Raw genomic sequence first — 12,557 nt, forward strand, 5'->3', positions numbered from 1 at the left:
CCCGCTTCTCTGTCACTGCCGGGCCTGACCCAGCTATCCATGCCGCGACCTGAGCGTAAGGCACGCCTGACCGGGTGGAAACGGAACGGCGTGTATCCCCGGATCAAGTCCGGGGATACACCTGGAAATTAAGAAACGCCCCGTGCTTATGCGGTTTTACGTTTTGGAGCGCAGGCAGGAAGCTTTTCGGGGACGATCGGGTCGATCCCGAGGCCTTTGCGCAGCTCGCGTTCCTCGTCGATCACCTCTTGCGGGAATTGGCCCATGAAGCAGCAGCAGACGCCCTGATCGATCATGGTGCGCGGGCCGTTCGGGTGGGCAATGTGCTTGTAGACGCCGTGGCTGTGGCCATGGCTGTGATCATGCCCGTGTCCGTGATGGTGGTGATGGCCATGCCCGTGGCTATGGTCGTGGTCGTGGGCATGCACGTGATCGTGATCGCTGCCGCCAGCCTCATCATCCTGCGGATCGCGGTATTCAGCATGGTGGTGATGCACATCGACCTCGCCGCGGGCAAGCCGTTCCTTGAAGGAGGCCATCAGGTCGGTGGTCTCAACGAGGGAGCCGTCGGCGGCTTCCGTGATCCGTTCCACGAAGGTGTCGATCACATGCGCCTGATCAGCAAGGTAATGCGCCTTGTAGAAGGTCACGTCCGGCTGGTCTTCCGCGACCCGGTCGACGTAGTTGTAGATCCGGTCGATCAGACGGCCGGAGAACAGGAAATACGGGGCGACAACAATCTTTTTGTAGCCCAGCTTCAGGGCCATCTCGAGCCCGCGTCCGACCGACGGGAAAGTCACGCCGGAATAGACAGTTTCCGACCAGCCGAAGCCGAGGTTTTCAGTGACGATCCGGGTCAGACGCGCCGCTTCCGCATTGGCCAGCGTGTCAGATGTGCCGCGGCCGACAACCACCAGCATGGTGTCGTAGAGATCGCCGTCATGAACATGGGTAAGGCCCAACGCCTCAAGGATCCTTGCCTCGAAGGCGGCGATCATCTGCGTGTGCAAACCCAACTCGCGGCCATAGCTGACAGTGAGGCCCGGGTTCTTTTCCTGATAGGTGGTGAGAACGGACGGGATGTCGTTCTTGGCGTGGGTGGCGGCAAACAGCATGCCGGGCACCGCCAGAATATGTTTCACGCCCTGATCGCGCAGGGAATCGAGCCCCATGTGAATGTTCGGCGCAGAATATTCCAGAAAGCCGTATTCCACCGGCGTCTCCGGATAGCGGTCCCGCAAACCCTTGGCGAGGAGTGCGAATTCTTCTTCGGCAATTTTGGCGCGGCTGCCGTGCCCGCAAATCATGATGCCCGTCTTTGACATGTGCGGCCTCTCCTTGTTGCGCTGTAGATAGCGCCTAAACCCGGCCGGGTGAATGCAGAAAATGGTTTGGCGGCAATTTGCCCAAAGCTGTGTCCTGATGCCGAAGTTTCCCGGCCAAAAAACGAAGGCCGCAGTGCGGCAACCGGCCTCAACCGGGCTCGACGGCGGAGAAGAATTCTTCTAACAAGTTTGCTCAATGCTCCCTTCCCTATTCCGGATTCCATCATGACCAAGCCCGACATCCTGATGCCTTACCGCCTGTTGCCGATCGCGGAAGAGGAGCTCGCAAAGCGCTTTACCGTGCACAAGCTGCACGAGGCGGAGGACCGGCAGGCGTTGCTCGCCGAGGTTGGTCCAAAAGTGCGCGGGGTTGCACTCGGGTTCGGGCCTTTCAATCAGGCACTTTTGGATCAGCTGCCGAACCTTGAAATTGTTGCCGGGTTTGGCGTTGGCTATGACCACATCAATGTGCCAGCGTGCCTTGCTGCCAAGGTCATGGTCACGCACACGCCCGATGTCTTGAATGAAGAGGTCGCGGATACGGCGATCGGCCTGATGATCATGGCGATCCGCGAACTCGGCCAGGCCGAACAGTGGGTCCGCGATGGGCATTGGGCGGCGAAAAAGCCTTATCCGACCACCGCAGCGACGCTGCGCGGCCGCACGCTCGGCATCTTCGGGCTCGGACGGATCGGCAAGGCAATCGCAAAACGCGCGGAAGCCTTCGGACTGGACGTCCACTATCACGGGCGCACAAAACAGAACGGCGTCACTTATCCGTACCACGCAACTCTGACCGGTCTTGCAGAGGCCTGCGACACGTTGATGGTGGTCGCGCCGGGTGGCCCGTCGACCCATCACGCGGTCAATGCCGGGGTCCTTGAAGCCCTTGGTCCGGACGGGGTCGTGATCAATGTCGGCCGCGGGTCGGTGATTGACGAGGCGGCCCTGATAAAAGCGCTGGAAGACGGTACGATTTACGGCGCCGGGCTCGATGTCTTTGAAGACGAACCGAACGTGCCGGAAGCCTTGCTGGCACTGCCGAAAGTCACCGTGCTTCCGCATGTCGGTTCGGCCAGTCAGGCCACCCGCAATGCAATGGCGATGCTGGTGGCCAACAACATCAGGAGCTGGTTCGAAACCGGGGCGGCAATCACCCCGGTTCCGGAAATGGGTGCGTAACCCGGCCTATCCGATCACTTCACCGATCAGCAATTGCGGCCGGGTGTTCGTGTAATTCGGGATGTCTGCCGTCACCGGCCCTGCCGCTGCGAGTGCGGCCTCCAGTTGGCCTTTGGTCTCAAACACCATGGTCGCGACCGCATAAAATTCCGGCGGTGCATCCGGTCCGCCTGCCATGCCTTTTGTGGCCTGAACCTGGCTGGCATGCGGCCCCATGTGCTCGGCCACAAGCGCCATATGCTTTTCCGCATAATACCCATAATCGAATGTCGTATCCGGGCGGACCGGATAAAGAACCTGCAGTGAAAATGCCATAAAATCCTCCCTGGCCGCCGTGCCGTTCAGAACTGTCATCGGCAGTGACACCTGCCAAACTTTGGAGTGTTCAGAACGGCAAAGGACAATCCGTGAGCAAGCTTACCGGCCGCACCGGCAGCGGACAATCCTAGATACTGACAAAAATACGGATTTATCAAAGCAATTCAACAAAGTGTTTTGATCGTATTTCTACATATATGTGAGTATTTTATCCGAATATTCACTTGTTCAAATATAGCCTTTGCAGAAGTCGGGACATGGATCATTTGTTTGCTTCAAACATGTTGTCCCATGTGACAGAACGCCAGCCAAATCTTTCTGGCGGCGGCCTTCGGGCGACGTGTGTAACGGTGGGGCAATCGAACGTATGAGAGTGCTGTTCCTTCTTTTGGCTTTTGCCGGCGCTCTGGTGTTTTCAACCGTTACGGATGCCGCGCCTCCGGGCAAAGGCCATCTCGGCGCGCAAACGGCAGGCACCGAAATTATTGCAGTCGTCCCGGCCAATTGGCCGCCGCAATACAGCCTGGACGAGGATGGCAATCCAACCGGATTTGCAATCGACGTTTTGAACCATCTCGCCAAAGAACTGAACTTGACGGTCAGATACAAGGTTGCTCCAAACTTCGTCGAAGCCATCCAACTGCTCGAAGCGGGCGAAGCTGATCTCATCCCGAACAGTGGCATTGTGTCCGAGCGCAAGTCCAACAACCTGTTCACCCCTCCCGTCGAAACCTTCCGGATCGTGGCCTTTATCCGGGAGGGGGATGTTGTTCCAACCCTGATCAGTGCATTGCACCAGAAGAAGGTTGGCGTGGTGGAGCGGAATGTTGGATTGTTTCTTCTGCGCGACCGCAGAGACGTAGAGCTTGAGATCTACCCGACCGGTGAGAAAGCTCTCCTGGGCCTTCTCTCCGGCGCTGTGGATGCCGTTGTCTACCCCGACACAGTGTTTCAAGCCCTTGCGCGGAACATCGGCGTCGAAGACCAAATCCGCATCACCGGGACGGCGTTGAAAGAGATACCACGCGGGCTGCGCTTTCGAAACGACCGCTCTGATCTGCATGTCTTGTTCAGTGCTGCAGTCGCATCCTTTGTGAATTCGCCTGACTACAAAAATATCTACAAACGGTGGTACGGCGCGCCTGATCCCTTTTGGACAACGAAGCGGGTATTCGGCGGAATGCTGGCCATTCTGGCGACACTGACCGTTGTTTTCCTTGTGTGGCGCTATTTCACCTTAAGCAGTTTCAACAATCGGCTTCGCCTTTCAAAACTCCAGCTCATCAATCTGAACGAAACTCTTGAAACCAGGGTCCGCAACCGGACGCGCGAACTGTCAGAAGAGGTCGAAGAGCGCAAACGCAGCCAACGGGACTTAGAGACGTTCTTCAACCAGTCACAGTCCCTCAATCTGATCGTGGATTTCAAAGGCCGAATACTGCGCCTCAATGATTCCTGGGAAGACTTTCTGGGTTACGAGCTAAAGGAAGTCGCTGAACGCCCCTTTATCGAATTTGTGCATCCCGAGGACCGGGCGATGACCGAAGCCGCGTTTACAGCACTTCTGGTGGGAGACGGCATTGACGGGTTTGAAAACAGATATGTCTGTGCGTGCGGTGCCGCCAAATACCTGCGTTGGTCCGCGCGGTCAGATGTCGACCGGCAGCTGATCTATGCCGTTGCGCAAAACATCACCGAGCAAAAGAAGGCCGAGAATGCCCTGAAGCTGGCGGCGAACGTCTTCACGCACTCAGATGAAGGCATCATCATCACCGACATTAATGGCGCGATTGTCGACATCAACGAGGCCTTTACTGACATTACCGGCTATGAACGGGACGAAATCCTGGGCAACAACCCGAGCATTCTCAGTTCTGGCAAGCATGACGCGGACTTCTATCAGACGATGTGGTCCAAGCTCCGGAAAGACGGCGTTTGGCAGGGCGAGATCTGGAACAAACGGAAAGACGGCGACGTCTTCGCAGAACGCCTGACCATCAGCGCAATTGAAGATGAAAGCGGCAACACCACCAATTACATCGGCCTGTTCGTCGACATTACGAAAATGAAGGCCCACGAACGCCAGTTGGAACACCTAGCGCGCTATGATCGCTTGACCGGCCTCCCAAACCGCGTCCTTCTGGCAGACAATATGCAACAGGCTATGGCGCGTGCGCGCCGGCATGGGCATACCCTTGCCATCGCCTTCATTGATCTCGACGGCTTCAAGGCCGTCAACGACACCTATGGCCACGCTGCCGGCGACGAGTTGCTGGTCTCGGTCGCACACCGTCTCACCAAAGTGCTGCGGACGGAGGATACGCTGGCGCGCATCGGGGGCGATGAATTTGTTGCCATCATCACCGATCTGCCGGATGAGAAGAGCTGCGTCAGCACGCTGAACCGGATCCTTGATGCTGCGTCCAAGGAGTTCAAGCTCGGCGCGGCAACAGCATCCGTTTCCGCCAGCATCGGCGTCACCTTCTACCCGCAAACGGAAGAGATTGATGGCGACCAACTGGAGCGGCAAGCCGATCAGGCAATGTATGAGGCGAAAATCTCCGGCAGGAACCAGTATAAGTTCTTCGACCCGGAACAGGACCGCAGGCTCACCGAGTATTATGCTCAGGTAGCGGATGCCAAAAAGGCCCTAAAAACAGATGCTTTCCGCCTGCACTATCAACCAAAAATCCGGCTCGCCACGAAAGAAGTCATTGGCTACGAAGCGCTGATACGCTGGCAACATCCCGAGAAGGGTCTTTTGATGCCAGGCGCGTTCCTGCCGCCAATCGAACGGCACCCTGATGTGGCCATCGAGCTTGGCAACTGGGTGTTGGACAATGCCCTTGAACAGATTGAGCGGTGGAATGAAGTCGGCCTCGACACGACCGTCAGTGTCAATGTGAGCGCCCTCCAGCTCACCTCGAGCGATTTCGAAGAAACACTGAACAAACATCTTCAGAAGCATCCGGCTGCCGAACCGTGTCAGCTCGAAATCGAAATTTTGGAAACTGATGCCCTCAGTGACATTGAGCGTGTTTCGAAGATCATCCGGAATTGCCGCCTCTCGTCAGTCCGCTTTGCACTGGACGATTTTGGGACCGGCTACTCGTCGCTCGCCTACCTGAAACAGTTGCCAATTGATACCTTGAAGATCGATCAGGGCTTTGTGCATGACAGCCTGAACAATGCCCAGGACCAGGAATTGCTCAAACTCATTATTTCCCTGGGCCGGGTGTACAACATCGACGTTTTGGCAGAGGGCGTCGAGACGCCTGCACATGCAGAATTGTTGCACACCTACGGCTGCCGGTATGCACAAGGGTATGCTTTTGCGCGTCCAATGCCCGCAGACGACGTTTTGGATTGGCACAGCAATTGGATCGAGCACCGGTTGACCCAGTCAGCCATGCCGCGGGCGCTCACCGGCAGTTAATCGGATTCAGGTGCGCAATGCCGCCTTCTGGCCGATCACCATTTCGCGCTTACCGGCGTAACCTTTGACCTTTCCAATGTCGAACCCCGCTGCTTGCAGGTTCCGGCGCACCCATCCTGCAGATGTGTAGGTCGCGAGGGTCCCATCTGAGGCGGTGAGGTTTGCCGCAGCCCCAAGAAGCGTTCCGTCCCAAAGCTCCGGGTTTTTTGCCGGACTGAACCCATCCAAAAACCAAGCATCTACTTGCAAGGCATCGAAGCCCGCTTGTTCTAACACTTGGGGCACGTTTTGAAGCTCCGCGATCAACACGCGGGCATCCCCCACGCCGAGCACCAACCTCACCCGCCCGAGTTGCAGGATGTTCCAGCCTGGCTGCGGAGACCAAATCGCCGTCAGTTTTTCTGCCCAATCAGTCAACTCTGGGAACGCGGCCAGCGCCCTTCGGAGTTGTGCGCTGGTCATGGGATGGAGTTCAAACGAGATGAACGTCAGCTCCGGCGGATTTGCGACACTCTCCAGTGCTTGAACCGCCGCAAGAAAGTTAAGACCGGTGCCAAAGCCGAACTCGGCAATGGTGAAGATCTCGCGCCCCTCAAAACGCTCAGGCAGGCCATTGCCGGACAAGAACACATGCCGGGTTTCGTCAAGCCCGCCGGCTTTTGAGAAATAGGTATCTCCGAACCCTTCGGCGCGCGGCACGTCCCCGTCCAGCCACTCAAGTTCCGGCGGGCCAAACGCCGCAGCGGTTTTTCTTTGCTCTTCGTCCGTCACGCCACTAAACCAAGCCCCTAATTCTCAGCTCCTCATAAGGGAGCCCAGAGAGCCGATCAAGCGCGGGGACCAACGTGGCAAGCACTTCAGAGCGATATGACCTGGTTATTGCAGGTGCCGGTATTTTCGGCCTGTCGATTGCCTATGCAGGGCTCAAGGCTGGCTTGAAGGTTGCTGTCGTGGAAACCCGTCATGTTGGCGCGGGGGCCAGCGGCGGATTGCTTGGCGCATTGATGCCGCACATGCCAGCCCGCTGGAACCCGAAGAAAGAGTTCCAGTTTCAGGCGCTCTCAAGCCTTTCCGGCCATATCACAGAACTGGAACAGCTCTCTGGCGTCACCTGCGGCTACAAGCGCCTGGGGCGGATCCTGCCACTGACCACACAGGACAAACTGGACCACCATCTGGAGCGCGCCGAGGAGAGCAAGCAGCGCTGGCATCCGGAAGACACCGGTTTTTCCTATGTTGTTGAACCGCAGGGCAGCCGGTCGGATTGGCTGAGTGCAGACGCAGCCCCTTACGGCATTGTCTTTGAGACACTGGCGGCCCGGGTTGCTCCACGACTTTACTTAAAAGCATTGGCCAGCTTCGTGGCAACACATGGTCTCTTATTGGAAGAAACAGGCGTCGCCGGGTTCGATGAGGCAAAGGATGCGGTTCATCTGAGCGACGGGCAGACGCTAAATGCTAGGAGTTTAGTCATTGCGGGAGGGCATGGTGCTTTTGATCTCATCGAAACCCTCACAGGTGAGGCAATCGGCCGGGGAGAAAAGGGACAGGCCCTTTTGATGGACGGTCGCGGCCTGGAAAACCGGCCAGCCATCTATTGCGACGGGCTCTATGTGGTGCCGCATGACGATGGCACCGTTGCGATTGGCAGCACGTCAGACCGGACTGCGCAGGATACGGAGGTCGACCAGGACCGCTCCACAGATTTGATCCGGCGAGCCACTGCCTTCTGTCCGTCCTTGAACGGGCGCAAGGTTCTAACCGAATGGGCCGGGATCCGGCCAAGATGCAACAAGCGCGACCCGTTGGTGGGCGCCCTGCCCGGCCTGGAGCGGACTTTTGCGGCCACAGGCGGCTTCAAGATTTCCTATGGAATAGCGCACTTGATCGCCAAAGCGATGATTGCCGAGATTTCCGGGGGCTCGCCACGCATCCCATTGCCGGAAACGTTCCGCCCAGATCATCATTTTGGGTTGAACCGACTGGATGCGGACCGGACCGTCCGCCGATAAAAGCTCAGAAAACCGGAATTACACTGGCGATACGCCGCACAGCAGACCGTGGTCTGTCCAAAAGTATTTAGCGATGCCGCCGTCCAGCGCTGCGGTTAGAAAAAAATCGAGGCTGTGCCGTAAAGAACGGCACCAGAGAGGGCGATCGAGCCCCAAAAGAGACCGTTCTTGACAATAAGGAAGCCGAGGCCGTCCGGCGCGCTGGCTGGATTAGGCCCGCGTGCGGCGCCTGGACCTTGTCGGCGGCTACGCTCTTCAGTTGCAGCAGGCATAGCTTTTGCCATTTGCTTATCCTATTTGTTCAGAGTCATCCGGCACTTAATAGCCACGGGATAACAACCACCAGTCACGATAACCTTCTTCCCACAGGACACTGTCCAAATTATGGAAACATAGTGAACGTTTTGTTTACAATCTCCACAAGATTGAAAGCTTTACACACAGACAATGTAGGACTGATGTCAACATTGGAAAGTTTTGATCTTCGTTTGTATTTTCGCATCTTCTTGAGAAAGGCTGCGCATGTCGCTTGAATCTGTCCGTGCTCATCTGGCCAAGGCCGCCCCGGATCTTGAGGTTCTGGTCACGGAGGACAGCAGCGCGACAGTTGATCTGGCGGCGGCTGCGCATGGCGTCGAACCGGGTCAGATCGCCAAAACGCTCTCGTTCAGGGTCAAGGATGAGGTGTTTTTGCTGGTTGCCCGCGGCGATGCGCGGCTCGACAACAAAAAGGCCAAGGCGGCCTTCGGCGGCAAGGCAAAGATGCTCAGCGCCGGGGAAGTGGTCGAGATCACAAGCCATCCGGTCGGTGGCGTCTGCCCGTTCGGCCTGCCCTCACCGCTCAAAGTGTACTGCGATGTCTCGCTGAAGGCCTATGATGTTGTCATTCCGGCCGCAGGCGCGACCAATGCAGCTGTCCGCATCGCGCCGGACCGGATGGCGGAGATCACGAGCGCCGAGTGGGTGGATGTTCTCCAACCGCCGCTGGCTACCGGCTGATTTTTTTGAGATGCCGGTCCCGGCTCGGTGGCCGGGACTGCGGAGTTATTTACTGTGGGGAGATCGGTCCCGGATCAAGTCCGGGACGGCGAAGTTGAATTCTGAACATGCAAGAGAGCGCCATAATTCTGAGCGCTGCCCCGGACTTGATCCCGGACCGGTCTTTTGCCCTGACGCACATGACTTCAATACCGGGAAATCAGATCCCGTCACCATCCATGCCTAGAACACTCAGGAACCCGCGCGCCCTCAGATACGCAACGATCTCATCCGCCACCTCTTCCGGCGGCCGGCCGACATTGTGGATGCGGATCTCCGGGTTTTCCGGGGCCTCATAAGGACTGTCGATGCCAGTGAAGTTCTTGATCTCACCTGCTTCCGCCTTGGCATAAAGGCCCTTTGGATCGCGCTTCTTGCACTCCTCGATCGGCGTGTCGACAAACACCTCGATGAACTCGCCCTCGCCCATCAGGTCCCGTGCCATCTGCCGCTCGGAGCGGAACGGCGAGATGAAGGAGACCAACGTGATCAGCCCGGCATCGGACATCAGTGTGGCGACCTCGCCCACCCGGCGGATGTTCTCCACCCGGTCGGCGTCGGTAAAGCCGAGATCCCGGTTTAGCCCGTGGCGCACGTTGTCGCCGTCAAGCGTATAGGTGTGCCGGCCTTCCGCGTGCAGACGCTTTTCGACCAGCGAAGCAATGGTCGACTTGCCGGACCCTGACAGCCCGGTGAACCACAACACCGCCGGTTGCTGGCCCATCTTGTCGGCCCGCGCCTTGCGGTCAATATCCAGAGCTTGCCAATGGATGTTCGTCGCGCGGCGCAGTGCAAACCACACCATACCCGCCCCAACCGTCTGATTGGTCATCCGGTCGATCAGGATGAATGACCCGGTCGTCCGGTTGGCCTCATAGGGATCAAAGGCAACATCTGAAGATAAGCTCAAGTTGCAGAACGCGATCTCATTCAGATCCAGCGTCTTGCCGGCCATATGCTCGAACGTATTGACGTTGATCTTGTGCTTGATATCCGTGACAGTCGCATTGACCGTCTTGGCGCCGATCTTGAGCATGTAAGACCGGCCCGGCAGAAGCGGCTCATCCGACATCCAGATGAGGTGCGCGGCCATCTGGTCCGCGACATCGGGACGGGCTGACGGTGTGCTGAGCAGATCCCCGCGCGAGATGTCGATCTCGTCCTGAAGGGTCAGCGTGACGGCTTCGCCCGCGCGCGCTTCTTCCACCTCGCCGGTCGGCGCGATGATCTGCTTGACCCGGCTGGTTTTGGCGGGGCCTGCCACGACGATTTCGTCCCCGACGGCCACCCGGCCGCTGGCGATTGTTCCCGAATAGCCGCGGAAGTCGAGGTTCGGCCGGTTCACCCATTGCACGGGGAAACGGAACGGGGCGTCCAGTTCGTGCTCGCCCACCTCGACCGTTTCCAGATGTTCCAGAAGCGTTGGACCGGTGAACCAGTCCATGTTCCCGCCCTTGGCGGTGACATTGTCGCCAAAGCGGGCCGACATCGGGATTGCCACCAGGCTTTCAAAGTCAAAGCCGCTGGCGAAGGTCTCAAAATCCTTCCGGATTTCGTCAAAACGCTCTTGGGAGTAATCGACGAGATCGATCTTGTTCACCGCCAACACCACATGGCGGATGCCGAGCAGCGAGGCAATGAAGGCATGGCGGCGGGTCTGGACCTGCAGGCCATGGCGGGCATCGACGAGAAGCACGGCAAGATCGGCAGTCGAGGCGCCGGTTGCCATGTTCCGGGTGTATTGCTCATGGCCCGGTGTGTCCGCCACGATGAACTTGCGCTTGTCGGTGGCAAAGAAGCGGTAGGCCACATCAATGGTGATGCCCTGCTCGCGCTCTGCTTCCAGCCCGTCGACCAGAAGCGCCAGATCAATGTCTTCGCCGACCGTGCCGTGTTTCTTGCTGTCCCGCTCAAGAGCCGCCAACTGGTCCTCGAAGATCAGCTTGGTGTCATAGAGCAGCCGGCCGATAAGCGTCGACTTGCCGTCATCCACCGAGCCGCAGGTCAGGAACCGCAGCTGGTCCTTTTGCTCCTGGGCAGCCACATAGGCGGCAACAGCTTCGGAACTCGTCAGGGTGTCTTCAAGAACGCTCATCAGAAATACCCCTCACGCTTTTTCTTTTCCATCGAGGCGCTTTCGTCCTTGTCGATCAGGCGGCCCTGGCGCTCGGACGTGCGGGCAATCAACATTTCCTTGACGATGCCGGGCAAGGTCGTGGCGTCTGATTCAATCGCACCGGTCAGCGGGTAACAGCCGAGCGTGCGGAAGCGGATCATCTTTTCCTCGACAACCTCGCCGGGCTGCAAGGTCATCCGCTCATCGTCAACCATGATCAGCATGCCGTCGCGCTCCACCACCGGGCGCTTGGCGGCAAGGTAGAGCGGCACCATCGGGATGTTTTCCGTCAGGATGTATTGCCAGATGTCGAGCTCGGTCCAGTTGGAGAGCGGAAAGGCGCGGATGCTCTCGCCCTTGGCGACCCGGGCGTTGTACAAGTTCCACAGCTCGGGCCGCTGGTTCTTCGGGTCCCAGCCGTGAGAAGAATTGCGGAACGAGAACACCCGTTCCTTGGCACGGGACTTTTCCTCATCGCGCCGCGCACCGCCGAAGGCCGCATCAAAGCCATATTTGTTAAGCGCCTGTTTGAGCGCCTCGGTCTTCATGATGTGCGTGTGCACCGACGAGCCGTGGTCGAACGGGTTGATGCCCTTCTCCACGCCTTCCTGGTTCGTGTGCACCAGAAGCTCGAGCCCCAGCTGCTTCGCCGTCTCGTCCCGGAAGGTGATCATGTCGCGGAACTTCCAGGTGGTGTCCACGTGAAGCAGCGGAAACGGCGGTTTTGAAGGATAAAACGCCTTCATCGCCAGGTGCAGCATGACGCCACTGTCTTTGCCGATGGAATAGAGCATCACCGGGTTTGAAAACTCAGCCGCCACCTCGCGGATGATATGGATGCTTTCCGCTTCCAACCGCCGCAAATTGCTCAGGCGTTCTGGCGTCAGGTCTGCCGACATAATGTTCATAACCGTTGTTTTCCCAAAACCGGTTTACCGTGACTCTGTCTGATGGTTCAAACCAGACGATTATCCGGAAATGCCATTAACTGGCCGACACGCGAAATGGAGTGGATCAATTCTCCATTTCTGAAGTGCTCAGCCTTGCAAGCCTTGTCAGGCAACTCATTGAAACTCATCAATTCATGCCCGTTTGTGATCCGTTAGAGATAGAGAATGGGGGGTAATCAA

The 12,557-nt window shown here is 57.9% G+C and carries 9 protein-coding genes; 4 read left to right on the forward strand and 5 right to left on the reverse strand.

The genetic code is table 11. From position 1 onward, the window contains the following. Positions 1 to 146: 146 nt before the first annotated feature. The gene (locus SADFL11_RS10490) at positions 147 to 1,325 is read right to left on the reverse strand and encodes a sirohydrochlorin chelatase (protein WP_008196342.1); all 1,179 of its coding nucleotides are present in this window, start codon (positions 1,323 to 1,325) and stop codon (positions 147 to 149) included. A 225-nt stretch (positions 1,326 to 1,550) separates the two neighbouring features. Between SADFL11_RS10490 and SADFL11_RS10495 the strand changes: the two genes are divergently transcribed. Then, positions 1,551 to 2,507, forward strand: coding sequence for a 2-hydroxyacid dehydrogenase (locus SADFL11_RS10495; protein WP_040451709.1), 957 nt, complete (start codon positions 1,551 to 1,553; stop codon positions 2,505 to 2,507). A gap of 6 nt (positions 2,508 to 2,513) precedes the next feature. Here the strand turns inward: SADFL11_RS10495 and SADFL11_RS10500 are convergent, their stop codons facing one another. After that, the gene (locus tag SADFL11_RS10500) at positions 2,514 to 2,822 is read right to left on the reverse strand and encodes an EthD family reductase (protein ID WP_040453119.1); all 309 of its coding nucleotides are present in this window, start codon (positions 2,820 to 2,822) and stop codon (positions 2,514 to 2,516) included. A 370-nt stretch (positions 2,823 to 3,192) separates the two neighbouring features. Between SADFL11_RS10500 and SADFL11_RS10505 the strand changes: the two genes are divergently transcribed. Next, positions 3,193 to 6,261, forward strand: a complete 3,069-nt coding sequence (locus SADFL11_RS10505; RefSeq protein WP_050776068.1) for an EAL domain-containing protein — start codon at positions 3,193 to 3,195, stop codon at positions 6,259 to 6,261. 6 nt (positions 6,262 to 6,267) lie between these two features. Here SADFL11_RS10505 and mnmD read toward each other — a convergent pair whose 3' ends face one another. Further along, the gene (gene mnmD, locus SADFL11_RS10510) at positions 6,268 to 7,032 is read right to left on the reverse strand and encodes a tRNA (5-methylaminomethyl-2-thiouridine)(34)-methyltransferase MnmC2 (protein ID WP_008193887.1); all 765 of its coding nucleotides are present in this window, start codon (positions 7,030 to 7,032) and stop codon (positions 6,268 to 6,270) included. Between the two features lie 74 nt (positions 7,033 to 7,106). Between mnmD and SADFL11_RS10515 the strand changes: the two genes are divergently transcribed. Both SADFL11_RS10515 and SADFL11_RS10520 read left to right on the forward strand, forming a co-directional pair. Beyond that, positions 7,107 to 8,273, forward strand: coding sequence for an NAD(P)/FAD-dependent oxidoreductase (locus tag SADFL11_RS10515; protein WP_008192539.1), 1,167 nt, complete (start codon positions 7,107 to 7,109; stop codon positions 8,271 to 8,273). 522 nt (positions 8,274 to 8,795) lie between these two features. Beyond that, entirely contained in the window at positions 8,796 to 9,272 is a 477-nt protein-coding gene (locus SADFL11_RS10520; protein ID WP_008189943.1) for a YbaK/EbsC family protein, read from the forward strand. Between the two features lie 199 nt (positions 9,273 to 9,471). On the opposite strand, the gene cysN is transcribed toward SADFL11_RS10520, so the two are convergent. Together cysN and cysD are read right to left on the reverse strand one after the other, a co-directional pair. Continuing rightward, entirely contained in the window at positions 9,472 to 11,406 is a 1,935-nt protein-coding gene (gene cysN / locus SADFL11_RS10525) for a sulfate adenylyltransferase subunit CysN (RefSeq protein ID WP_008190436.1), read from the reverse strand. Beyond that, positions 11,406 to 12,326 (reverse strand): sulfate adenylyltransferase subunit CysD, encoded by a 921-nt coding sequence (gene cysD, locus SADFL11_RS10530; protein ID WP_008196644.1) that lies wholly within the window; start codon positions 12,324 to 12,326, stop codon positions 11,406 to 11,408. Before cysD ends, cysN begins: the two co-directional genes overlap by 1 nt. Between the last annotated feature and the right edge of the window lie 231 nt (positions 12,327 to 12,557).

It is taken from the genome of Roseibium alexandrii DFL-11, assembly GCF_000158095.2.
Lineage (GTDB): Bacteria > Pseudomonadota > Alphaproteobacteria > Rhizobiales > Stappiaceae > Roseibium > Roseibium alexandrii.